Here is a 23623-nt window from a genome sequence, read left to right as displayed (position 1 = left end):
TACGCTCCGTGAGGTGAGTGCACCCGCGACCGCCCCCGAGACGTTCCGCCGGGCCGTGGAGTCGCTGGCCGCCCTGCGTCCCCGCCCCGAGATCGAGCTGCGCGACATGCGCGCCCCCCAGCGTCTGGCGCCCTACTCGGCCGCCTGGAGCGCCGAGGTGGTGTCGCCGGCCGCGATGCCGGAGGACGAGCCCGAGGTCCTGGTGACGGGCCGCCTGGTGCTGCTCCACGACCCCGAGGGCCAGGAGGCCTGGGACGGCACGCTGCGCCTGGTCACCTTCGTCCGCGCCGAGCTCGACCCCGAGCACGCGAACGACTCCATGCTCGCCGAGGTCGCCTGGTCCTGGCTGACCGGCGCGCTGGAGGACAGCGGGGCGGCGGCGACGGCGGTCGGGGGCACGGTGACCCAGACGTCGTCGGTGCGCTTCGGCGACATCTCCGGGCCGGCGCACGTCACCGACCTCGAGCTGCGGGCGTCGTGGACCCCGGTGGTCGACGAGGAGCCGATCGACCTCACCACGCACGGGACGGCGTTCACCACCGTCCTCGCGACCGCGGCCGGCCTCCCGCCCGTGGGTGTCGCGACGCTCGGGGCCCGCCGCCACGGCTGACGGCCCCCGGCCCACCACCGGCCTTCCCGAGTGGGCCCTGGTGGCTCCCCCGACAGCCCTGGACGCCCCCTCGGCGGGGCGCCCGCGCCCGAGGGCCCGACCCCCGGACGTCAGCGATGTGCCACCGCGGACACCGGACGTCAGCGATGTGCCATCGCCGACGCGAGGCCTCGCGGGGCCTCGGGTGTCCGAGATCCGCGCCCGGAAAGCTCTCCCACAACGAGACGACAGCCCTTCCGGCGTCTCAACTCGGGTCCGGGATCCGGTTCACCATTCAGCGAACTCTCAGCATTTTTCCCGGTACCGATGGTTCCGCCACGACCATTTCCCGGTGGTCCGTGTGCCGATGCCGGACCCGGCGGACGCGTGGTCCGCTGGGCGGACCGGGCGTACGCGGGGTAGCGGGTGGGTCACGGGACGGACTCCGAACGCTGCTGCCGTGTTGCGTCCGTTACGGAGCCGATACTGGACCGATGAGCGCAGCCGCGCTGGGACGTTCGGAGGCTTTGGACACTCTGCGTCACTTCGATCACACAGAGTGTCACCGAGCCCGTACGGAGAGTGCGACACACACCCCGAGGAGTGACCGAAAACCCGTAACGGGGGAAACTCCACCGAGCGAAGTTGGCCCTAATGCTCTCGTTAACTCGCCAGGGGGGATATGTTCTCCGGCGACGCACTTCCTCGGCCGTTCGGCGGCGCGGTCGGACACCGAGGGTTCCCGGTGTGTTCCGTCGGGGGGCAAGACCGACTTCAGGGAGGTAGTTGACGTGGCTACCGTTGGCCCAGGTATGGCACTTCGCGGCGTAGCGAGTGGCCTGCTGCCACCGGCCATGGTCCCGCATCCGCGGGAAGAGATGTTCTCGGTGCTGGTGGTCGACGACCACCCGCTGTTGCGCGAGGCGATCGCGCAACGACTGACCTCGATGGGCGCGGGCACCGTCCACGAGGCCGCCTCGATCTCCGAGGCGCGCACCAGGGCACTCGCTTCCGGGCCGTGTGATCTCGCGATCCTCGACCTCGGACTCCCGGACGGGTCCGGACTGGACCTGATCGCGGAGCTGCGGGCACAGGGCTGGAACCGCATCGTGGTGCTGGCGGCGTCGGACGACCCGTCCGCCGTCCGCGCGGCGTTCCAGGCCGGGGCACAGGCGTATCTGCTCAAGTCCGCCTCGCCGGGCATCGTGACCGACGGCGTGCGACGCGTGCTCGAGGGCGGCCTCTACGCCGACCCCTCGGTCGCGCCGCTGCTCGCCGCGGGCACGAGGGTCCCGGCCACCGACAACACCCCGCGCGAGCTCTCGGCGCGCGAGGTCGAGGTGCTGCAGCTGGTGGCGGACGGTCGCTCCAACAAGGAGATCGGCGAGGCGTTGAGTCTCTCGGCCCTCACGGTCAAGAGCCACCTCTCGCGGATCGGGCGCAAGCTCGGCACGGGCGACCGCGCCCAGATGGTGGCGCTGGCCATGCGGGCCGGCGTCATCCGCTGAGCGCTCACCCGGACCCCGGTGCGAGCGGGGACGACGCCGTCGGTGGGGGCGAGGAGATCATCGAGCTCCTCGCCCCCGCCGAGGGTGTCCCCGACCTGGTCACCGACCGGGACCGTCTCTCGGCGCTCGCCGACGACCTGGCCGCGGGCAGCGGTCCGGTCGCCGTCGACGCCGAGCGCGCCTCGGGGTTCCGATACTCCGCCCGCGCCTACCTGGTGCAGCTGCGCCGGGAGGGCGCGGGGTCGGCCCTGGTCGACCCGATCGCCCTCGGGGGCGACCTCTCCGTGCTCGGCGACGCCCTGCGCGGCGTCGAGTGGGTGCTGCACGCCGCCTCGCAGGACCTCGCGTGTCTCGCCGAGGTCGGCATGCGGCCCGATTCGCTCTTCGATACCGAGCTCGCGGGCCGGATCGCCGGCTACCCGCGGGTCGGGCTCGGCCCGCTGGCCGAGCGGCTCCTCGGCGTGCACCTGCGCAAGGGCTACGGCGCAGCCGACTGGTCGACCCGCCCGCTGCCCGACGACTGGCTCGTCTACGCGGCCCTCGACGTCGAGCTCCTCGTCGAGATGCGCGACCTCCTCGCCGCCGACCTGGAGAGCCAGGGCAAGGCCGAGTGGGCCCGCCAGGAGTTCGAGGCCGTGCGGCTCGCCCCTCCCCCGCCCCGGCGGGCGGAGCCGTGGCGCCGCACCTCCGGCCTGCACAAGATCCGTCGTCCCCGCCAGCTCGCCGTGGTGCGGGCCCTGTGGGAGTCCCGCGACGAGCTCGCCGAGTCCCGCGACGTCGCGCCCGGGCGCCTCCTGCCCGACGCCGCGATGGTCGACGCCGCCCAGCGCGAGCCGGCCGACAAGGCCGAGCTGACCGGTCTGCCCGTGTTCCGGGGCAGCCGCCAGCGCCGCCTCGCCGACCGCTGGTGGCGGGCGATCCGCACCGGCCGGACGCTGCCCGCCGAGGAGCTGCCCACCGCGGCGGTTCCCGGCGACGGTCCCCCGCCGGCCAACCGGTGGTCGGACAAGGACCCCGACGCGGCCGCCCGGCTCGCCGCCGCCCGCGCCCACCTCGCGACGCTGTCCGAGCAGTGGGGCACCCCGGTGGAGAACCTCCTGCAGCCCGACCTGGTCCGGCGCCTGTGCTGGGCGCCGCCGGTCCCGGCCGATCTCGAGGCGGTCGAGGCCTTCCTGACGACGGGCGGTGCGCGGCCCTGGCAGCGCGAGCTCGCCGGGCCCGGGCTCGTGACGGCCCTGACCGCCGCGGCCCCGCCGCCCCGGGCGCCGCAGGCATCGGCACCGGTCTCCGCCGAGGGGACGCCCGACGAGGCCGACGCGGAACCGCCGTCCGAGCCGGAGCCGGAGTCGGACCAGCAGCCCGACCAGCCCCGGGCCTCGTCGCGCCGGCGCCGCACCCGCTCGCACGAGGGCCAGATCGGCGCTCAGGTGGGGACGACGACCCCGGTGTTCAGCGACCCCGAGGGCTGATCCACCTCCGGGGCGGGCAGCACCACCCGCACGGAGAGTCCCCCGCCCTCGACCGGCTCGGCGGTCACGGTCCCGCCGTGCGAGCGCACCACGGCCCGCACGATCGACAGCCCCAGGCCCGAGCCGGTGCCCACGCGGTCGGCACCGCGCCGGAACGGCTCGAACAGGGCGGGCACCCGGGCGGGGTCGAGGACCGGTCCCGACGAGGCCACGACCAGCTCGACCGCCCGCTCCGCCGGCAGCGGCCGGGTGCTCACCGCGATCCAGCCCGCGTCGACGTTGTGGCGCACGGCGTTCTCGACGAGGTTGCCGACCACCCGCTCCAGCAGCGCCGCGTCGCCGACCACCACGGCGCCGTCGTCGTCGGCGCCCGTCGCGGCCTCGTCGACGGCGAAGCGGACCCGCAGCCGGCGTGCCTCGACCTCGGCGCGGACCGCGTCGAGCGCTCCGTGGGCGGCCAGGTCGAGGTCGACGGCCTCGTCGCCCGAGGTGGCGCGGTGCTCGGCGGCCTCGGTGCGGGCCAGCAGCAGGAGGGCCTCGACGAGTCCCTCGGCCCGCTTCGTGGCGTCGCGGAGCACCCCGGCCATGCGCCGCAGCTCGTCGACGTCGGCGTCGGGGTCGGCCAGGGTCACGTCGATCTCGGTGCGCAGGACGGCGAGCGGGGTGCGCAGCTCGTGGCTGGCGTTGGCGACGAAGCGGCGCTGGGCGTCGAAGGCGGCCTGCAGCCGGTCGAGCATCTCGTCGAAGGTGTCGGCGAGCTCGGCGACCTCGTCGCGCGGGCCCTCGAGCTCGATGCGGGCGTCGAGCGACTCGGCGGAGAGCCGGCGGGCGGTGGCGGTCACGTCGTGGACCGGGCGCAGCACGTGCCCGGTGAGCACCCACGAGACCATCGCCGCGGCCGACACCACCAGCGCGAACGCGATGCTCCCCACCTGCAGCACCTCGACCCGCGCGCTGCGCCCGAGGGCCGCGGCGATCTCCCCGGCCGGGACGGAGACCCCGTCGACGAGCACCGGGGTGCCGGGCGGCAGCGTCGGCAGCGAGGCCGCGACCTCCCCGACGAGCATCCACCCCAGCCACAGCAGGAGGGCGGCGACCGCGGCCACCAGGCCGGTGGCGAGCAGGGTCAGGCGCAGCCGCAGGCCGGGGCCACGGCGTCGCCGCGCGAGTCGTTGGCCGGCCGGTCGGGACACGGTCAGGGAGCCTACGACCGCTCCCGCACCCCGCGTGTGAAGGTCCCGACGCCGCTCCCCCGGTCGGCGCCGTGCGGCATGCTCGCGCCATGAGCGCCGAGTCCGTGATCGTCGAGGTCGCCGTGAACGGCACCACCACCCGCGACGCGAACCCGCACGTCCCCCGGACCCCCGACGAGATCGCCGCCGACATGCTGGCGTGCCTCGCCCGCGGGGCCGCCGTGGCGCACAACCACAACGACGAGCCGATGTTCACCGCCGACGCGGTGCACGCGGTGGAGCCCTACGTGCAGGCGTGGACCCCCGTCGTCGGAGCCCACCCCGACGTGCTGCTCTACCCGACGATGGGCGCCGGAGCCCGCGGGATCCCCGTCGAGCAGAAGTGGGGCCACGTCGAGGAGCTGGCGCGCCGCGGGCTGGGCGGCATGACGCTGGTCGACCCCGGGTCGGTGAACGTCGGGCTGCTCGGCGACGGCACCGTGCCCGCCGCGGCCGCCCCGGAGGCCTACCAGAACAGCTTCGCCGACACCGAGTACATGTTCCGGCGCACCGGGGAGCTGGGCGCGATGCCCTCGATCTCGATCTTCGAGCCGGGGTTCCTGCGCACCACGCTGACGCTGCACCGCCACGGGCGCGTCCCCGCGGGCGCGATGGTGAAGCTGTACTTCGGCGGCGACCTGCAGTTCGGGCTCCCGCCCACCGAGCGGGCCCTCGACGCCTACTGCGAGCTCCTCGAGGGCTCCGGGCTCACGTGGTCGGTGGCGGTGCTCGGCGGGGACGTCGTCGGCAGCGGGCTCGCGGCGCTCGCGCTGGAGCGCGGCGGGCACCTGCGCGTGGGGCTGGAGGACTACGCGGGGCCGCGCCGACCCTCCAACACCGAGCTGGTGGACGAGGTCGTCGAGCTGCTCACCGCGTCGGGTCGCCGGCCCGCGACGTGCGCCGAGGCCCGCACGATCCTGCGGGCCTGAACCCGCGCGAGGAACGGGACCACCGCCGCAGCGAGCTCCTGCGGGTGCGTCACCGGCACCATGTGGGCGCCCGCGCCGACCGTCACCGCCTCGATCCCCGGGCGCAGCGCGGCCAGGCGGTCGAGCCAGTCGGCCGGGGCGATCCGGTCGCCCGGGCCGCGCACGAGCAGGACCGGCTGGTCGAGCCCGGCGAGCACCGGGCCGAGCGGGTGCCGCCGCGCCGCGTCCATCGCGCGCGCGAAGGTCACCAGGCCGGTGTGGGTGTAGTCGCGCGCCAGCAGCGGGACCTGGCCGAGGGGCTCGCGGGCCGCCGTGGCCAGCCACCGGGCGGTGAGCCCGGGCCAGGTCGGAGCCTCCGGGTCGGTGGTGGGGCCCACCAGGACCAGCGACGACACCCGCTCGGGCCGCCGGCGCGCCATCTCGGCGACCAGCTGGCAGCTTGCGGAGTGGCCCACCAGGGCCGCGCGGTCGATGCCCAGCTCGTCGAGCCGGGAGATCAGGCGCTCGGCGGAGGCAACGGGGTCGAGCGGGTCGTCCCGGCGGGCGGGGACGCCGTGGGCGGGCAGGGCGACGACCGCGGTGCCGCGGCCCGTCCCCGCGGCGAGCAGGATGCCCGGGCCGCGCCACCCCTCGACCGAGAGCCCGAGGCCGGGGACGGCCACCACCTCCGGCGGGTCGTCGCCGTGGCGCAGCACCTCCGGCGGCGCCGTGGGGAGGCGGCGACGCAGCAGCATCGTGGCCTAGACGCCCGCCGTGGCGGCGTGGGTGTCGGTGCGGACCCGGTAGCCGGAGCCGACGACGGTGTCGATGATGCCGGGCTCGCCGAGCTTCTTGCGCAGCGTCATCACGGTGACCCGCACGGTCGTCGTGAAGGGGTCGGCGTTCTCGTCCCACACGCGCTCGAGCAGCTCCTCGGACGACACCACGGCGCCACCGGCGGCCATGAGCACCTCGAGGACCCCGAACTCCTTGCGGGTGAGGTCGACCGCGGTGCCCTCGCGCACGACGGTGCGCTTGGCCGGGTCGAGCACGACGCCCGCGGCGGCGAGGATCGGCGGCGTGGCCGGCACGGCGCGGCGCCCGAGGGCGCGGATGCGGGCGACGAGCTCGGGGAAGTCGAAGGGCTTCGCCAGGTAGTCGTCGGCGCCGAGCGCGAGGCCCGTGACCTTGTCGCGCAGCGTGCCGCTCGCCGTCAGCATGATCACCCGCGTCACGTCGCCGGCGATCTCGGCGCACAGCTCGTCGCCCGAGCGGCCCGGCAGGTCGCGGTCGAGGACCACGACGTCGTACCGCGTCACCGACGCCTTCTCCGAGCCGGTGTCGCCGTCGTAGGCGACGTCGACGGCCATGCCTTCCCGTCGCAGGCCCCGCGCCAGGGCGTCGGCCAGGGCCTGCTCGTCCTCCACGATCAGAATGCGCACTCCGTCGGCCTCCCAGGTCGAGCTCAGCTCCGCGTCATCTCCACGATGCCACCGCGCTCCTGAGCGGGGGCTGAGAGGAGCCTGGGCGGACCCGGTCGATCCGTGGGCCCGGTCCTCCCGGACTAGCCCTGCCCGTCGCCGGCCGCGCGCGGCAGGGAGGCCACCACGTCGTCGTCGCCCGCGCGGCCCGAGACCCACTCGGTGACCCGGCGCGCGACGTCCTGGTCGGTGAGCCCGGCCGCGGAGAGGATCGCGCTGCGGCTGTCGTGGTCGAGGAACTCCTGGTCGAGCGCGATCCGGCGGACCGGCACGTCGATGCCGGCCTCGGACATGGCGTCGGCGAGCGAGGACCCGAAGCCGCCGTGGCGCCCGCCGTCCTCGACCGTGACCACCAGGCGGTGCGTCGCCGCGAGCTCGAGCAGCGCCGGGGGCACGGGCTGGACCCAGCGCGGGTCGACGACCGTCACGCCGATCCCCTGGGCGGTGAGGCGGTCGGCGGCCTCGACGCCGAGCTGGCCGAAGGTGCCGACGCAGACCAGCAGCACGTCGGGGAGATCGGGGATCTCGGCCGTGTCGTCGCCGGACAACCGGTCGACCGCGGTGGGGCGGGGGGCGGTGCGCGGCAGGCGGCCCGGCTCGGCGAGGACGTCGACCGCGCCGGGACCGGACGCGGCACCGAGGCGGCGCAGGGCCGGGATCTCGCTGGGCACGGCGCCCTTGGACCAGCGCAGGGCGGTGGGCCCGTCGTCGATCCCGACGGCCTCGCGCAGCTCCTCGCGCAGGGTCACCGCGTCGCGGGGCGCCGCGACCCGCAGGCCCGGCACGATGCCCATCACCGAGAGGTCCCACATGCCGTTGTGGGAGGCGCCGTCGTCGCCGGTGACCCCGGCGCGGTCGAGGGCGATCGTCACGGGCTCGCGGTGCAGCGCGACGTCCATGAGCATCTGGTCGAACGCGCGGTTGAGGAACGTCGAGTAGATCGCGAGGACGGGGTGCAGCCCGCCGTGGGCGAGCCCGGCGGCGGAGGTCATGGCGTGCTGCTCGGCGATCCCCACGTCGAAGAGCCGGTCGGGGAACTCCTCGCCGAAGCGCGAGAGCCCCGTGGGGCCCGGCATGGCCGCGGTGATCGCGACGACGTCGGGGCGCTCCCGGCCGATCTCGACCATCGAGTCGGTGAACACCGAGGTCCAGCTCCGGGCCTTCGGGCCGACGGCGAGCCCCGTCTCCGGGTCGAGCTTCCCGACCGAGTGCATCTGCTCGGCCTCGTCGTTCTCCGCGGAGGCGAAACCGCGACCCTTCGAGGTCACCGCGTGGACGATCACCGGGCCGCCGAAGTCGCGCGCGGCGGTCAGCGCGACCTCGAGCGCCGCGACGTCGTGCCCGTCGACCGGGCCGACGTACTTCAGCCCGAGGTCGGAGAACAGCGCCTGCGGGGTGATGGCGTCCTTCACGCCCGCCTTCGCGGCGTGCATGGCCGAGTACAGGTGGCGGCCGATCATCGGGATCTTCTGCAGGGCGCGCCGGCCGTGGTGGAGGACCTCCTCGTAGCGCGGCGCGAGGCGCAGGGTGGAGAGCCGCTCGGAGAGCCCGCCGATGGTCGGGGCGTAGGACCGGCCGTTGTCGTTCACCACCACGACGACCGGCCGGTCGGAGCCGGCGATGTTGTTGAGCGCCTCCCAGCACATGCCGCCGGTGAGGGCGCCGTCGCCGACCACCGCCACCACCGAGCGCTCCCGCCCCAGCAGGGCGTCGGCCTTCGCGAGGCCGTCGGCCCAACTCAGGGCGGTGGAGGCGTGGGAGTTCTCGACGAGGTCGTGCTCGCTCTCGGCGCGGCTGGGGTAGCCGGAGAGCCCCCCGCCCTGACGCAGGCCGTCGAACGCCCCGGACCGCCCCGTGACGATCTTGTGGACGTAGCTCTGGTGCCCCGTGTCGAACAGCAGCGCGTCGCGCGGCGAGTCGAACACCCGGTGCAGGGCCAGGGTGAGTTCGACGACACCCAGGTTCGGACCGAGGTGCCCACCGGTCCGGCAGACCGCGTCGACCAGGAATCCGCGGACCTCGGCGGCGAGCGCCACGACGTCCTCGGGGCCGAGGGTCCGCAGGTCGGCCGGGGTGCGGACACGCTCAAGCAGACTCACGCCGCTCAGTCTACGGAGAACGCGGGAGGGCGCAGGGCACCACGAACCGCTCAGGCCGTCCGCGGGCGGCGCGCCACGTAGACCACCGCGGGCGGCGCGTTCAGCCACACCGTGCGGCTGACCACCACCTCCTCGAACGTGGCCTCGAGGTTGCGCTGCACCTGCTTGGCCGTCGGGAAGAACCGGATCCAGGCGTGGGCGAGCTGCGTCACGGCCCCGCCCGGCGCGGCCAGGCGGGCCAGCAGCTCGAAGATCGAGGGGCCGCTGCTCGGGGCGGTCGAGATCCAGGGCAGCCCCGACACCGACAGGTCGGCCCGCACGCCCTCGGCCAGCAGCTTCTCCACCGCGGCGTGGGCGTCGTCGCAGATCACCTCGACCTCGGGGTGCCGCCGGCGCAGGACCTCGGCCATGTCCTCGTCGAACTCGATGGCGATGTGCCGGCCGCGTCCCTGCAGGACCTTCTGGATCTCGTCGGTCACCGAGCCGGTGCCGGCGCCGAGGTCGAGGACGACGGGGTCGCCGGTGGTGGGCAGCGGCGCGATGGCCTGGCGGCAGAGCGGCGGGAAGCTGGGGAACAGCGCCGCGACGTGCAGGGGATCCCGCACGAAGGCGGTCGCGAAGTGGCGGATCTCGGTCATCGGGACTCTCCAGGGGGAGCGGTGCCAGAAGGAGTGGTGCCGGAAGGAGCGGGGAGGGTGTGGCCCGCCGCGACCACGGCGGCGAGCAGGGCACGGGCGACCTCGCCGACCAGGGCGTCGTCGGGCGAGAACGCCGGGTGGTGCAGTCCGGGAGCCTTCCCCGGCACGGCCCCCGGGCCGTCGAGGGGGTGGTCGGCGGTGCCGACGAAGAGCATGGCACTGGGCATGCCCTCGGCGGAGTAGTGCGAGAAGTCGTCCGCGCCACAGGAGCGGAAGGTCGTGTCGAGCGTGAGACCCGTCGGACCGTGCCCGGCAGGGTTCCCGCCGTCGCCGCGCTCGCCCCGGTCCCCCCGGCGCCGCCCCCCGAGGGCGGCCGCGACGGCCGCGGTGAGGGTGTCGTCGTTCACCACCGCGGGCTCGTTCGGCACCACGGCGACCGTGCCGGTGCACCCGTGGGCCCGTGCGGTGTGCTCGACGACCTCGCGGACGGCGTCGAGGATCGCGTCGCGGTCGGCGTCGAGCGCGCGCACCGTGCCGCGGGCCGAGGCGTCCCCGGGCACCACGTTGGGCGCCGAGCCCGCCGTGATCTGCCCGATCGTCACCACCCCCGCCTGCAGGGGGTTCACCCTGCGGGCGACGACCTGCTGCAGCGCCACGACGACCGCCGCGACCGCGAGCACCGGGTCGCGCGTGCGGTGCGGGTAGCCGCCGTGCCCGGCGCTGCCGGTCACCGTGATCTCGATCTCGTCGGACGAGGCGTTGACCGGGCCGCGGCGGGCCGAGACGACGCCGCGGGGCAGCTCGGGCTGGACGTGGACGCCCAGCATCGCCCCCGGGGAGTGCGCGCGGAACTCGTCGGCGACGACGACGTCGGCCGCCCCGCTGGGCGCCGCCTCCTCGCGCGGCTGGAACACGGCGAGCAGCGGGGCCGGGAGGGCGTCGGGCCCGACGGCGCGCACCGCGCGGGTCAGCGCGACCAGCGCGGCGGTGTGCACGTCGTGCCCGCAGACGTGCGCGGCGGGCCGCTCGGGCGGGGCGGTCGAGGCGAACGGCAGGTCCGTCCGCTCCACCACGGGCAGCGCGTCCAGCTCGGCGCGCACGGCCACGGACGGCCCCGGCCCGCCGACGCGCAGCATCCCGCCGGTCCCGGCGACCGGCTCGAGCTCCGCGCCGAGGGCCGCCGCGACCAGGTCGCGGGAGTCGGCCTCGTCGCCGGAGACCCGCGGGTCGCGGTGCAGCGCGTGCCGCAGCTCGACGGCCGCGTCCAGCTCGGCCTCCAGGGCCGCGCGCAGCGCCTCGGGGACCGGGGTCGGCGACGCCGGCGGCGCCGGGCGCTCGTCGGGACGGTGCGGGCCGCCGGAGATGTCGACCTCGGTCGTCATGCGGGCATCCGGGGGTAGATCCGGCGGGCGTTGTCGCGAGCGATCATGGTGGCCACCCGTTCGGCGTCGGCGGGAGAGATCTCGTCGGTGGCGCACAGGTGCTCGAGCAGCCCGCCGAGGGCCGCCCGGAAGCGCAGCGCGCCGAGCAGGTGCAGTTCGGGGAGCCCGTAGGCGTCCGAGGCGTAGAGCACCTTGGCGAAGGGTGCCAGTTCCAGCATCTCGGCGATCACCGACGTCGACCGCGGGCCCACGTAGGGCACGGCGAGGCTGACGTCGACGTACACGCCGGAGAAGACCTGGGCCATCCACGCGGCCTGCCGGTGGAACGGGTAGGTGTGCAGCAGCATCAGCGGCACGCCGAGCGGCTCGACGAGCCGGGCGAGGCCCGCGAGCAGGGCGGGGTCGGCGCGGTGGAGGTCCTCGTCGGGGTCGCCGAAGCCGGTGTGCAGCTGCAGCGGCAGGCCGGTGTCGAGCCCGGCCCAGAGGCCGTGGCGCAGCAGCACCGGGTCGCGCAGCGGCTCGCCGTCGCGGGCCCGCCGGGCGAGCCAGCCGTCGGCGGCGGCGGTGACCTCGGCCGGCTCGGGGCGGTGCGGGTCGACGTCCAGGCCCGCGCGGTAGGCCAGGACCGTCTTGCAGGCCACCACGAGGGGCGTGCGGTCGGGCGCGGTGCGCCGGGCCACCTCGGAGCGGACGGCCTCGCCGTAGCCGGCGGCGTCGACCCCGGCGTCGGCGACGTGCTCGGCCACCGCCTCCAGCCGCACGACCTCGCCCACGCCGACCCCGGCCGTCGTCGTGAGGGCGTCGAGGTCGAGCAGCCCGGAGACCGCGAAGCCGTGGTCGACGAGCAGCGTCCCGGCCCCCGCGGCCCGCAGCATCGCCCGCGTCACCGCCGGGGAGCCCAGCTCGCTGCGGCGCTCCAGGTACTCCTCGGCCGGCGCGTGCGGGGGCAGCCCGAGCACCGGGGAGCACCAGCGCCGGACCGAGAAGCCGAGCGCGGAGTCGAACGCGGAGGTCCCGGGCGCCGGGCCGTGGCCCTCGGTGAGCAGGGCCTCGAACGCGGTCCGGTCGAGGTCGTCGGCGACCACGGAGTGGCAGTGGTGGTCCACCAGCGGCACGCCGTCGAGGAAGCTCACGGGCCCGGCGGGGACGAGCCCGAGCGAGACCAGGCTGCCGCTGTCCGGGACCGGACAGATCACCGGAGGGGCTCCGCCCCGAGGCGCTCCGGGATCACGACGCACTCCTTGCCGTGAGTCACCGGACGGGCTCCGCCCCGCTGCGTTCCGGGATCGCGACGCACTCCATGTGGTGCGTCATCGGGAAGGCGTCGAACACCCGCAGGCCCGCGAGCCGGTAGCCGGCTCCCGCGAGGGCGGCCACGTCGCGGGCCAGGGCCGCGGGGTCACAGGCCACGTGCACGATGCGCCGGGCTCCCAGGGCGCCGATCCGGCCCGCGAGCTCGCGGCCGAGGCCCTTGCGCGGGGGGTCGGCGACGATCACGTCGGGGGACCCGTCGGACCGCACGAGGCTCTCCAGCACCTTCTCCACCCGCCCGCGGACGACGCGCGCCGCGGGCAGGTCGGCGAGGTTCCCGCCCGCGGCGGAGGTCGCCTCGGGGTCGGACTCCACGTCGACGACGAGGCCCGCCCGATCGGCCAGCGCCGCGGCGATGAGGCCGGCGCCGCCGTAGAGGTCCCAGACGACGTCGTCGGGCCCCAGCTCCCCCACGCCCTCCACCGCGGCCGCGACGACCGCGTCGGCGGCGGCGGGGTGGACCTGCCAGAATGCGGCAGCGGGCAGCGTCCAGTCGCGCCCGGCGGCGTGCTCGTGGGCCGTGCCCGAGCCCACCTCGAGGCGGCGGCCGCCCTCGAGCAGCTCCGTCGCGTGGGTCTCCCCCGCGGCGTCGGAGACGATCTCGATCTCCGCGGTGGGGGTCCACTCGCGGGCCAGCACCGGGTCGAGGGCGTCGCGCACGGCGATCGGGCAGTCCCCGACCGGCAGCACCTCGTGGCTGCGGTGGGCGCGCAGCCCGGGCCGGCCGTCGTCGGTCACCGCCATCCGCAGGCGCGTGCGCCAGCCCAGCGGGCCGCCCGGCAGGGCCTCGCACTCCCCCGTCCACGTGATGCCCGCGAGGTGCTGGAGCTGCTCGGCGACCACCGTGGCCTTGAGCGCGCGCTGCGTGTCGTGGTCGGCGTGCTGGAAGTCGCAGCCGCCGCACCCACCGGGACCCGCCCAGGGGCAGGCCGGCTCGACCCGCCCGGGCGCCGCCCGCAGGACCGTCACCGCGTCGGCCCGGCAGAACGAGCCCCCGTGGTCCTCGGTGACCACCGCGTGCACCCGCTCCCCCGGCAGCGCGTGGCGCACGAAGACCACCCGGCCCTCGTGGCGCGCCACGCAGTGCCCGCCGTGGGCGACCGCGCCGACCTCGACGTCGAGCATCCGGTCGGTCCAGTCGAGGCGCTCCGGCCTCGTCGGGGGCTCGGTACTCGACGGGGGCTGGGGGCTCGTCGTGATGGCTCCTCCACTCACCGGGCGTCCGCCCGCTCGCTCGCACCGGGCGACGACGTCGACCCGGGGGCCACCGGCGCCCCGTTGCCCGAGGGGCCGCCGGTCGGCGGCGCCTCGTACCCGCGCCGGGCCGAGCCCGGCGCTCCCTGCGGGCGCGGGGCCGCGAGCCGGCGCGACGACTCCAGCTGCCACGGCACGCTGACCACCATCACGCCCTTCTGGAACAGCAGGCGCCCCTTGAGGCGCAGCGCCGACTGGTTGTGCAGGACCTGTTCCCACCAGTGGCCCAGGACGTACTCCGGGATGAACACGGTCACCACGTCCCGCGGGCTGTCGGTCCGGATGCGCTTGACGTAGGACAGGATCGGCCGGGTGATCTCGCGGTAGGGCGACTCGAGGACCTTGAGCGGCACCGGGAGCTTCCGGCGCTCCCAGTCGGCCACCACCTTGCGGGTGTCGGAGTCGTCGACGTTGACGGTCACGGCCTCGAGGACGTCGGGGCGGGTGGCCCGGGCGTAGGCAACGGCCCGCAGCGTCGGCTTGTGCACCGTCGAGATCAGGACGATCGCGTGGTTGCGGCTCGGCAGCACCGCGTCGATGACGTCGGGCGCGGCGATCTCCTCGGCCACCCGGTCGTAGTGCCGGCGGATCGAGAGCATCAGCAGGAAGGCGATCCCGCCCGCCACGATCGCGATCCACGCCCCGACCAGGAACTTGGTGATCAGCACGACCACCAGCACCACGCCGGTCATGCCCGCGCCGAACGTCGAGACCATCCGCGAGCGCTTCAGCCGCCCGAGGGTCTCGGACTCGGTCTCGGTGGCGAGCAGCCGGTTCCAGTGCTTGATCATCCCGAGCTGGGAGAGCGTGAACGAGACGAACACGCCCACGGTGTAGAGCGGGATCAGCGCGGTGACCTCGGCGGAGAACCCGATGACCAGCACGATCGCGAAGAAGGCGAGGAAGATGATCCCGTTGGAGAAGGCCAGCCGGTCACCGCGGGTGTGCAGCTGGCGGGGCAGGTAGCGGTCCTGCGCCAGGATCGAGCCGAGCACCGGGAAGCCGTTGAACGCCGTGTTGGCCGCCAGCACCAGGATCAGCGCGGTGAAGATCGTCACCGCCCAGAACCCGGGGGCGAAGCCCGAGAAGATCGTCTCGGCGAGCTGGGCGATCAGGGTCTCCTGCTTGTAGCCCGGCGGGGTCCCGACGAGCTGCGTGGCCGGGTCCTCGGCCATCCGCACGCCGGTGGCCCGGGCCAGGGCGAGCATCCCCGCGAACATCACCACGGCGATCAGGCCGAGCATCGCGAGCGTGGTGGCGGCGTTGCGCGACTTCGGCTTCCGGAACGCCGGGACCCCGTTGGAGATCGCCTCGACCCCGGTCAGCGCCGCGCAGCCCTGGGTGAACGAGCGCAGCACGATGAACATCAGCGCGATCTGGGACAGCTGGTGATCGGCGTCGGCGCGCACGTCGAAGCCGGCGCTCGGGGCCACCATGTCGTGGCCCAGCAGCAGCCGGACCACCCCGACGACGATCATCCCCGACAGCGCGGCGACGAAGCAGTAGACGGGCACGGCGAACGCTGCCCCCGACTCCCGGACCCCGCGCAGGTTGACCGCCGTGAGGGCGGCGATCGCGAGGACGCTGAACGCCACCTTGTGCTCGCCGACCAGCGGGATCAGGGCCCCGAGGTTGTCCGCGGCCGACGACACCGACACCGCCACCGTCAGCGTGTAGTCGACGAGCAGCGCCGAGGCGACCGTCAGGCCCGCGTGGCGCCCGAGGTTCGTCGTCGCGATCTCGTAGTCGCCGCCGCCCGAGGGGTAGGCGTGGACGTTCTGGCGGTAGCTGACCACCACGGTGGCGAGCACCACGATCACCGCGAAGCCGATCCACGGGGAGAAGACGTACGCCCCGAGCCCGGCCAGCGAGAGGGTGATCAGCACCTCCTGCGGGGCGTAGGCCACCGAGGAGAGGGCGTCCGAGGCGAAGACCGGCAGCGCGATCCGCTTGCGCAGCAGGGTGCCCGACAGCTCGTCGCTGCGGAACGGGAGTCCGAGGACGAGACGTTTCGCGGCTGTCGCGAGCCTGGGCACGCGCAGAGAGTAGGCCGGATCGGCCGGGCGGGTGGCAGTGGACGGGCACGGCTGCCTATACCGTTCGCGCGTCGGGTGAGGACGCCGTGCCGCGGTGCCCCGTCACCGGTACCGCGAGACGTGGAGGGGCGGGCGTGCACATCGTCGTCATGGGCTGCGGACGCGTGGGGTCCGCGCTGGCCCTGTCGCTGGAGCGCCTCGGCCACGAGGTGGCCGTCGTCGACCGCGACCCCCAGGCGTTCCGGCGCCTGGGCAGCGACTTCCACGGCCAGGAGGTGGTGGGCGTCGGCTTCGACCGCGAGGTCCTGACGAACGCCGGCATCCACCGCGCGCAGGCCTTCGCCGCCGTGTCCTCGGGCGACAACTCGAACATCATCTCCGCGCGGGTGGCGCGGGAGACCTTCGGCGTCGAGACCGTCGTCGCCCGCATCTACGACGCCAAGCGCGCCGCGGTCTACGAGCGCCTCGGCATCCCCACCGTCGCCACCGTGCCGTGGACCACCGACCGCTTCCTGCGCTCGCTGCTGCCCGACGGGGTGGCCACCGCGTGGCGCGACCCCTCGGGCACCGTCGCGATCATGCAGCTGCCCTTCCACGAGGACTGGTCGGGCCACCCGGTCGCCGCGCTCGAGGAGGCCACCGGCAGCCGGGTCGCCTTCATCGTGCGGTTCGGCACCGGGGTGCTGACCCGGCCCGACACCATCGTCCAGGCCGACGACGTCGTGTACGCGGCGGCGATCAGCGGCACCGTGGCCTCGGTCACCCAGGCGGCGCTCACCGCGCCGACGGAGCGGGGGTAGACGACGTGCGCGTGACGATCGCCGGAGCCGGGGCCGTGGGCCGCTCCATCGCCTCGGAGCTCATCGAGAACGGCCACGACGTGATGCTCGTCGAGCGCGACCTCGCCGAGGTGGAGCCCGAGTCGGTGCCCCAGGCCGAGTGGGTCCACGCCGACGCCTGCGAGGTGGCCTCCCTCGAGGACGCCTCCGTGCAGGACTGCGACGTGGTGATCGCGGCGACCGGGGACGACAAGGTCAACCTCGTCGTCTCGCTGCTCGCCAAGACCGAGTTCGCCGTGCGGCGCGTGGTCGCCCGGGTCAACAACCCGCGCAACGAGTGGCTGTTCACCGAGTCCTGGGGCGTCGACGTCGCCGTGTCGACCCCCCGCATGCTCGCGGCCATGGTCGAGGAGGCCGTCTCGGTCGGCGACCTCGTCCGGCTGCTCACCCTGCGCCAGGGCAAGGCCAACCTCGTCGAGGTCACCCTGCCCCCGAACACCGCGCTCGCCGGGCGCCCGGTCCGCGAGGTCCCGCTGCCCGCCGACGCGGCCCTCGTGGCGATCCTGCGCGGCGGGCGGGTGATCGTCCCGCAGTCCGACGACCCGCTCGAGGGCGGCGACGAGATGCTGTTCGTGGCCGGGGAGGGTGTCGAGGAGGAGATCCACTCGGCGCTGACCTCGGGCGACGCGGGGCGGGGCGACCTGATCTGAGGTCCGGGGGTGTCAGCGATGGCACATCGCTGACACCCGACGTCCGTCTGGCGCCACGCTCGATGTCGGCGTGGCACGCTGGCCGCCATGGACGCCCACGAGCTGTACCGGCGTTGGATCGACGAGCTGTGGAACGGCCGCCTCGACGTGGTCGGCGAGCTGGTCGACGAGGGCTTCGTCGGCCACTGGCCCGATCGCGACGTCCACGGCCCGCAGGAGCTCGCCGGGCTCATCGGCGAGACCCACGGGATGCTCGACGTGCTGACCTTCGTCATCGAGGTCGGCCCGCTCGTCGACGGCGACCTCGTGGCCGGGCGCTGGCGGGGCCGGGGCGCCCAGGACGGCAACCCGGTCACGTTCGTCGGGAACGACCTGCTGCGGGTGGCCGGCGGCCGGTTCACCGAGTACTGGCCGGCGTCCCTGCCGCTCCCCTGAGGTGCCCCGACCCACGGCCGCCCGCTGGTGGCACCTGCACCCGGTCGGTGCCGCCCTCGGGGTCGCGCTGGCCGCGCTCGGGTTCACCCCGTCGCTGATCCCGCGGACCGGCCCGTTCCAGGGCCTCGTCTCCGGGGTGCTGCTCGCGGCGGGCTACCTCGTCGGGGTCCTGCTGGGCCGCCTCGCGCGGCCGCTGGCCCCGACGATCTCCCGACCCACCCGCCGGCTGGGGTGGGTGGTGCTGGGGGCGGCGCTGGCCGCGGCCGGGGTCGTCGCGGTCGTGCTCGGTTCGCGGTGGCAGGACGAGCAGGCGGCGCTGCTCGGAGTCGCGCCCCCGGACCGGTGGTGGCTCGCCGTCCCGGTGACCCTCGCCGTGTTCGCGGTACTGCTCGCGGTCGTCCGCGGGGTCCGGGCCCTGCCGCGGTGGCCGCGGCGCCTCGTCGTCGGGGTCGTGGTGGTGGTCCTCGTCCTCGCCGCGGTGTCGGTGGCGGGCGTCCCGGGCGTGAACCCGGCGCGCGCCGCGCTCGACCCCGCCTTCGCCGCGCAGAACGACGGCGTGTTCGGCGGCGCCACGCGGCCGACCTCGCCCCGACGCTCCGGCTCCCCCGCCTCGCCGGTGAGCTGGGAGTCGCTGGGGCGCGGCGGGCGCACCTTCGTCTCCTCCGGGCCCACCCCGCAGGCCCTCGCGGCGGCGGGCGGGCGGCCGGCGGCCGAGCCGATCCGGGTCTACGTCGGCCTGCAGACCAGCGAGGACGCCGCCGAGCGGGCCCGGATCGCCGTCGACGAGCTGCGGCGCACCGGGGCGTTCGACCGCCCGGTCGTCGCCGTCGTCACCACCACCGGCACCGGCTTCGTCGACGCCGAGGCGATGGACGCCCTCGAGCTCGCGTGGGGCGGCGACACCGCGATCGTCACCAGCCAGTACTCGCTCATGCCCAGCGGCCTGTCGTTCCTGCTCGACGGCGACCGCGTCGCCGAGGCCGGCACGACGATGTTCGACGCGGTCCGCGCCGCGGTCGACGCGCTGCCGCCGGGGCGCCCGCGGCCGCGGGTGGTCGTCTTCGGCGAGTCGCTGGGGTCGCTCGGCTCGCAGGCCGCGTTCGCCACCCTCGACGACGTCCGCGCCCGCGCCGACGGCGCGGTCTGGAACGGCCCGCCGAGCTCGTCGCCCCTGCACCGGGCGGTCGTCGCGGGACGCGACCCCGGCAGCCCGGAGATCCGACCCGTCGTCGGGAACGGGGAGACGGTGCGCTTCGGCGGCGGGTCGGCCACGCCGGACCTGACCACCAGGCCCGCCGCGCCCTGGCCCGACCCGCGCGTCGTGTACCTCCAGCACCCCTCCGACCCGGTGGTGTGGTGGTCGCCGCGCCTGCTCGTCGAGCGCCCGACCTGGCTCGCCGAGCCGCGCGGCGACGACGTGCCGCCGAGCGTGCGCTGGTACCCGCTCGTGACGTTCTGGCAGCTCACGATGGACATGATCCGGGCGCAGGAGGTGCCGTTCGGCCACGGCCACAACTACGGGCCGGAGTCGCTCGACGCCTGGGCGGCCGTGGTCCCGCCGCCGGGCTGGACCCCGGCCGACACCGCGCGGGTGCACGCGGTGCAGGAGGCGGGCGGGCTGCCGACGCCCGGCGCCTGAGCTCAGGTCCGGAGACCGACCACCGCGTAGGCGCCGACCGGCCGCTCCCCGGTCGGCGCCGGCCAGTCCGCCACGTCGACCATGACCGGGGTGACGAGCTCGAAGCCCTCGACCGCCTGCGCCAGCTCACCGCGGTCGCGGAGCACGACCTCCGAGGCGCTGCCGCGGTAACCGTCCCGGATCGCTCGGGTCCGGGCGGCCAGGTCGGGGTCGTCGAGATCGGCGCTGCCGTGGCTGATCGCGAGGACGCTGCCCGGGACCAGCGCGTCGCGGTAGCACCCGAGCACCGCGGCCACGTCGTCGGCGACGAAGTGCAGGACCGCGACCGCCAGGACCGCGACCGGGCGGGTGAGGTCGAGGTGTTCGGCCGCGGCCTCGAGGACGTCGTCGGGCAGGGTCAGGTCGGCGTGGACGACCCGGACCCGGTCCAGGTCCGCGGTCAGGGCCCGCGCGTGGTGGACCGCCACCGGCTCGAAGTCGACGTAGACCACCCGGGCCGTCGGGGCGACCTCGTGGACGTTGCCCACCGTCGGGACGCCGGAGCCGAGGTCGAGGAACTGGTCGATGCCCCGGTCCGAGCACCACCGCACCACCCGGCGCAGGTAGTCGCGGTTGACCCGGCACGTGCGGGTCATGTCGGGGTTGAGCTCGAGGATGCGGGCCGCCTGCTCCCGGTCGACCGCGAAGTGCTGTGCCCCGCCCAGGAAGTAGTCGTAGATGCGGGCCGCGTTCGCGCGCTCGAAGTCGACGCCCTGCGCCCAGCGGTCCGTCACGTCGCCTCCCCGGATCTCCCGGTCATCGTGGCGCCTGCGCCGCAGGTCTGACCAGGGCCGGGGAACGACCAGGTCGGCGTCAGGCCGGGGCGGGCCCGGCGTCGGCGGCCTGCTCGGCCTTCGCGGCCTCGGTGGCCCGGCGGATCGCCCACACCGTGACCGCCGCGGCGAGCAGGGCGAGCGGCACGCCCATGGCGAGCCGCACCCAGCCGAGCCAGGTGTCGGCGTAGGCGGAGTCGTAGAGCCAGCGCTGGACGGCGAACCGGGCGCCGAAGACGACCACCCAGGCGAGGGTCGCGACGTCGTAGCCGCGGCGCAGGTAGGGCGAGCGCCGCCACGTCTGGCCGTCGCCGTTGACGAGGTGCCACAGGGTGCCGACCAGCGGCCACCGCACGACGACGGAGATCAGGAAGAGCCCGCCGTAGATCAGGCTGGTCCAGATCCCGAGCAGGAAGAAGCCCTTCGCCTCGCCGGTGCGCCAGGCGATCACGGCGCAGACCGCGACGCCGAACAACCCGGAGAACGCGGGCTGGAGCTTCTCGCCCCGGACCAGGCGCCACACCGCCACCGCGACGGCCCCGGCCACCGCCGCCACGATCGACCCGACGAGGCTGTGGAAGATCGCCTGGGCGATCACGAAGACGACCACCGGCACGGCCGAGGAGACGACGCCGGAGACGCCGCCCATCTGCTCGAGCAGCGTCGGCGCGCGCTCGGCGGGCTCCTCGCCGCCCTCGGCCGGCTCGTCGTCGGGCCGCTCGGGCTCCGGCTCGCGGTGCCGGGAGGTCGGGCCGGTGGTCGGGCGCTCGGCGGGCGGCGCCACCCGGCCGTCCCGCAGCGGCGGCCCGTTGCGGGCGACCGGCCCGGTGCGGCCGAGGACGGGGGCGGTCGGCGCCTCGGGCCGGTGCTGCGGGGCGGCCAGGAACGCCTCCGTCGGGGCGTCGGCCGCCCGGGCGTGCCGACCGGGCGGGGGGACGTCTGGAGAGCGGATGATCGGGCTCCCTGGTGGATGGGGTCCGGACCTCGGGGACGACCGGGTCAGGGCGCGCGCTGCAGCTCGTAGTACGGGTTGTAGATCACCTTGCGGCCGTCGCGGACGGCCACGCGCCCGCTGGCCTGCAGGGTGCGGCCGGGCTCGATCCCGGGGATCCGGCGCCGGCCCATCCAGACGAGGGTGACGCCGTCGGTGCCGTCGAACAGCTCGGCCTCGAGGGTCGCCACGGAGTCGCGCGGACAGATCTCCACCGACCGCAGCCGGCCCTTCACGGTGATCGCCTCACCCGTGCCGGTGCAGTCGCTCGCCCGGGTGCAGCCCGACCGGGCCGACTCGGCGGTGAGGTCCTCGGCATCGAGGTCGGAGACGTCCGAGGTGAGTCGACGGACCATCCGCGACATGAACCCAGCGTTCTTGCCCATCTCCGGCGCTCCTCAGCACTGGGCCACGACCGCCGTGGCCACGGACCCGTCGTCGGGCCCGAGATCAGGGTAACCCCGTCCCGACCTGCTCAGGAGCGGCCCGGCGAGGTCCCGGAATTGGCCCGCTGCGGCAGCATCATGGGGATCACCGGGCCGTCGTGCGAGGTGATCTGCCGCGGCCGGGTGGGCAGCGACTGGTAGAGGGTGTCGCGGAAGGGCTCCGGCACGTCGTCGGGCACGACGAGGGGCAGCAGCGACCGGACCGGCAGCGGGTCGGGCGAGCGGACGACGACGGTCCCGCGCACCATCTCGCGCAGCATCTCGTGCAGGGCCAGGGCGTGCTGGGCCGGACCGGTCCCGACGCCGCGGAGCAGCCAGCGGGGGCCCTCCACGGCGACGACGCGGGCCACGACCTCGCCGTTGCGGGCGACCAGCTCCCGGCCCCACTCGCCGCGGTCGCGGCGGATGGTGGCGCCCTCGGCGTGCAGCTGCGTCGCGAGCTCCTCGACGAGCTCGGTCCACAGGCCGCCGGTGCGGGGCGCGGCGAAGGCGCTGACGGTGAGACGGCCCTCGGGGACCATCACGTGGACCGCGCGCAGCGGCCCCGACGGGTCGGGCTCGCAGACGAGCTTCGCGCCCGGGGGGACCGGCAGCTGCACCGATCCCAGGTCGAGGCGCAGCCGCCCGTCCCGGGGGGCGTTCTCTCCGTCCCAGGGACCACGCTGCTGGTGGTGGCGACGCCCCGCGGGCTCGCCCATCCCCGGCACCTGCGCGATACGACCCTTGCGGTGCCGTCCACGCGCCGGCTCGGTCACGACCACGACAACCTCAGAGCTCCTCTACCGCCGGCCGCCTCCGGCCGTCCTGTTCCCCATCGGCGGGGACCGACCCGTACTCAATACCCCGTTCGTGACCTCTTCGTGATGTCTCCCGCGCGACGTCACGGTCGGCGTCCCCGGACGCGCGCCCGCCGGTCGCCTCCGCGCCACCCGGGTCCCGGCCGTCGCTCGGCCCCCACCCGCCGCTCGAACCCCAGCCGTCCGCACCGCGCCCCGACCCGGGCAGCTCGTCGACCACCCGGACCGCCGGGAGCTCCACCCGCTGGACCACGAGCTGCGCCACCCGGTCGCCGCGGCGCAGCACCACCGGCCGGCGGGGGTCGTGGTTGACCAGGCAGACCAGGATCTCGCCGCGGTACCCGGCGTCGACGGTGCCGGGGGCGTTCACCACGCCGAGCCCCTCGCGGGCGGCCAGCCCCGAGCGCGGGCACACGAAGGCCGCGTAGCCCGACGGCAGCGCCACCGCCACCCCCGTCCCGACGAGGGCCCGTTCCCCCGGGGCGATCTCCACGTCGGTCGTGGTGCGCAGGTCGAGGCCCGCGTCGTCGGGGTGCGCCCGCGCCGGGACGGGCAGCCCCGGGTCCAGCAGGACGAGGGGGAGGTCGCGCACGGGCCGCGAGCCTACGCTGGAGGACGTGACCCGAGCCCCCGCCCCGACCGCCATCCCGGCCGGCCTCGAGCGCCTCCGCCTGCCCTGGTGGGCGTGGCCGCCCGGCCTCCTGCTCGCCGGACTCCTCGCCGCCGAGGTGCACATGGGCTTCCCCGGCGTCCGCTCCTGGCTCCCCTACGTGGTGCTGCTGCCGCTGGCGCTCGTCGTGCTGTGGCGCATCGGCCGCACCTACGTGGGCGTGGCGAACGGCCCGTCGGGCGAGCCCGAGGTGTGGGCCGGCCCGGCGCACATCCCCGCGCGCCTCGTCGGGCGCACCGACGTGGTCCGCGGCGAGGGCAAGCGCCTGGCGCTCGGGCCGCAGCTCGACCCGGCGGCGCACGTCCTGCACCGGGCCTGGGTGCCCACCGCGGTGCGACTCGAGATCACCGACCCCGACGACCCGACGCCGTACTGGGTGGTCTCCACCCGCCGTCCCGACGAGCTCCTCGCCGCGATCCGCGCCGCGCGGGCCTAGG

General features: G+C 75.5%; 20 protein-coding genes and 3 pseudogenes. 9 read left to right on the top strand and 14 right to left on the bottom strand.

The annotated features are described in order from the left end of the window. Positions 1-13: 13 nt before the first annotated feature. The 3 genes and pseudogenes from ACFPBZ_RS11975 to ACFPBZ_RS11965 all read left to right on the top strand — a co-directional run. Positions 14-610, top strand: a complete 597-nt coding sequence (locus ACFPBZ_RS11975) for a DUF3000 domain-containing protein (protein ID WP_378036273.1) — start codon at positions 14-16, stop codon at positions 608-610. An 833-nt stretch (positions 611-1443) separates the two neighbouring features. Further along, a complete protein-coding gene (locus tag ACFPBZ_RS11970; RefSeq protein WP_218891017.1) occupies positions 1444-2097 on the top strand; it encodes a response regulator in 654 nt (217 codons plus the stop codon). Positions 2098-2156: 59 nt separating this feature from the next. Further along, positions 2157-3347: pseudogene (locus tag ACFPBZ_RS11965) on the top strand (HRDC domain-containing protein); the annotation flags it as partial. Between the two features lie 173 nt (positions 3348-3520). On the opposite strand, the gene ACFPBZ_RS11960 reads toward ACFPBZ_RS11965, so the two are convergent. Next, positions 3521-4765, bottom strand: coding sequence for a sensor histidine kinase (locus ACFPBZ_RS11960; RefSeq protein ID WP_378036354.1), 1245 nt, complete (start codon positions 4763-4765; stop codon positions 3521-3523). 83 nt (positions 4766-4848) lie between these two features. Here ACFPBZ_RS11960 and ACFPBZ_RS11955 point away from each other — a divergent pair, with 83 nt between their 5' ends. Continuing rightward, a complete protein-coding gene (locus ACFPBZ_RS11955) occupies positions 4849-5727 on the top strand; it encodes a beta-keto acid cleavage family enzyme (protein ID WP_378036272.1) in 879 nt (292 codons plus the stop codon). A 35-nt stretch (positions 5728-5762) separates the two neighbouring features. Here the strand turns inward: ACFPBZ_RS11955 and ACFPBZ_RS11950 are convergent. The 8 genes and pseudogenes from ACFPBZ_RS11950 to ACFPBZ_RS11915 form a co-directional block, all read right to left on the bottom strand. Beyond that, positions 5763-6461 (bottom strand): annotated as a pseudogene (locus ACFPBZ_RS11950) (alpha/beta fold hydrolase); the annotation flags it as partial. Positions 6462-6467: 6 nt separating this feature from the next. Next, positions 6468-7148, bottom strand: coding sequence for a response regulator transcription factor (locus ACFPBZ_RS11945; RefSeq protein ID WP_378036271.1), 681 nt, complete (start codon positions 7146-7148; stop codon positions 6468-6470). Between the two features lie 122 nt (positions 7149-7270). After that, a complete protein-coding gene (gene dxs, locus ACFPBZ_RS11940) occupies positions 7271-9286 on the bottom strand; it encodes a 1-deoxy-D-xylulose-5-phosphate synthase (protein ID WP_378036270.1) in 2016 nt (671 codons plus the stop codon). A gap of 50 nt (positions 9287-9336) precedes the next feature. After that, the gene (locus ACFPBZ_RS11935; protein ID WP_378036269.1) at positions 9337-9924 is read right to left on the bottom strand and encodes a class I SAM-dependent methyltransferase; all 588 of its coding nucleotides are present in this window, start codon (positions 9922-9924) and stop codon (positions 9337-9339) included. Further along, on the bottom strand, positions 9921-11306 hold the full coding sequence (locus tag ACFPBZ_RS11930; RefSeq protein WP_378036268.1) for a M20 metallopeptidase family protein: 1386 nt from the start codon (positions 11304-11306) through the stop codon (positions 9921-9923). Before ACFPBZ_RS11930 ends, ACFPBZ_RS11935 begins: the two co-directional genes overlap by 4 nt. Then, complete coding sequence (locus ACFPBZ_RS11925) at positions 11303-12502, bottom strand: amidohydrolase family protein (protein ID WP_378036267.1); 1200 nt, start codon at positions 12500-12502, stop codon at positions 11303-11305. The genes ACFPBZ_RS11930 and ACFPBZ_RS11925 overlap by 4 nt, the downstream gene beginning before the upstream one ends. A 55-nt stretch (positions 12503-12557) precedes the next feature. After that, complete coding sequence (locus tag ACFPBZ_RS11920; RefSeq protein WP_378036353.1) at positions 12558-13742, bottom strand: class I SAM-dependent RNA methyltransferase; 1185 nt, start codon at positions 13740-13742, stop codon at positions 12558-12560. Positions 13743-13828: 86 nt separating this feature from the next. After that, positions 13829-15907 carry an APC family permease gene (locus ACFPBZ_RS11915; protein WP_378036266.1) on the bottom strand — a complete coding sequence of 693 codons (2079 nt, stop codon included), beginning with the start codon at positions 15905-15907 and terminating at the stop codon, positions 13829-13831. Between the two features lie 134 nt (positions 15908-16041). Between ACFPBZ_RS11915 and ACFPBZ_RS11910 the strand changes: the two genes are divergently transcribed. The 4 genes from ACFPBZ_RS11910 (at position 16042) to ACFPBZ_RS11895 (ending at position 19470) form a co-directional block, all read left to right on the top strand. Beyond that, positions 16042-16707 carry a potassium channel family protein gene (locus ACFPBZ_RS11910; protein ID WP_378036265.1) on the top strand — a complete coding sequence of 222 codons (666 nt, stop codon included), beginning with the start codon at positions 16042-16044 and terminating at the stop codon, positions 16705-16707. 5 nt (positions 16708-16712) lie between these two features. After that, entirely contained in the window at positions 16713-17396 is a 684-nt protein-coding gene (locus tag ACFPBZ_RS11905) for a potassium channel family protein (protein WP_378036264.1), read from the top strand. 87 nt (positions 17397-17483) lie between these two features. Continuing rightward, positions 17484-17831, top strand: coding sequence for an ester cyclase (locus ACFPBZ_RS11900; RefSeq protein ID WP_378036263.1), 348 nt, complete (start codon positions 17484-17486; stop codon positions 17829-17831). Between the two features lies 1 nt (position 17832). After that, the gene (locus ACFPBZ_RS11895; RefSeq protein ID WP_378036262.1) at positions 17833-19470 is read left to right on the top strand and encodes an alpha/beta-hydrolase family protein; all 1638 of its coding nucleotides are present in this window, start codon (positions 17833-17835) and stop codon (positions 19468-19470) included. Between the two features lie 2 nt (positions 19471-19472). Here ACFPBZ_RS11895 and ACFPBZ_RS11890 read toward each other — a convergent pair whose 3' ends face one another. The 5 genes and pseudogenes from ACFPBZ_RS11890 to dut all read right to left on the bottom strand — a co-directional run. Then, positions 19473-20243, bottom strand: coding sequence for an SAM-dependent methyltransferase (locus ACFPBZ_RS11890; protein WP_378036261.1), 771 nt, complete (start codon positions 20241-20243; stop codon positions 19473-19475). Positions 20244-20322: 79 nt separating this feature from the next. Further along, positions 20323-21066 carry a DUF3159 domain-containing protein gene (locus ACFPBZ_RS11885; RefSeq protein ID WP_378036260.1) on the bottom strand — a complete coding sequence of 248 codons (744 nt, stop codon included), beginning with the start codon at positions 21064-21066 and terminating at the stop codon, positions 20323-20325. Between the two features lie 215 nt (positions 21067-21281). Beyond that, positions 21282-21659 (bottom strand): OB-fold nucleic acid binding domain-containing protein, encoded by a 378-nt coding sequence (locus tag ACFPBZ_RS11880; RefSeq protein ID WP_378036259.1) that lies wholly within the window; start codon positions 21657-21659, stop codon positions 21282-21284. Positions 21660-21748: 89 nt separating this feature from the next. Then, on the bottom strand, positions 21749-22417 hold the full coding sequence (locus ACFPBZ_RS11875; protein WP_378036258.1) for a DUF3710 domain-containing protein: 669 nt from the start codon (positions 22415-22417) through the stop codon (positions 21749-21751). Between the two features lie 259 nt (positions 22418-22676). Then, positions 22677-23162 (bottom strand): annotated as a pseudogene (gene dut / locus ACFPBZ_RS11870) (dUTP diphosphatase); the annotation flags it as partial. On the opposite strand from dut, the gene ACFPBZ_RS11865 reads away from it, so the two are divergent. Beyond that, complete coding sequence (locus ACFPBZ_RS11865; RefSeq protein WP_378036257.1) at positions 23134-23622, top strand: DUF3093 domain-containing protein; 489 nt, start codon at positions 23134-23136, stop codon at positions 23620-23622. The pseudogene dut and the gene ACFPBZ_RS11865 sit on opposite strands and share 29 nt — an antisense overlap. Position 23623 lies beyond the last annotated feature (1 nt).

Source organism: Actinomycetospora atypica (genome assembly GCF_042653685.1).
In the GTDB taxonomy this organism is placed as follows: Bacteria; Actinomycetota; Actinomycetes; order Mycobacteriales; family Pseudonocardiaceae; genus Actinomycetospora; species Actinomycetospora atypica.
Note: the sequence above shows the minus strand (reverse complement) of the source record. Positions and strands in the feature narration are given on the sequence as shown.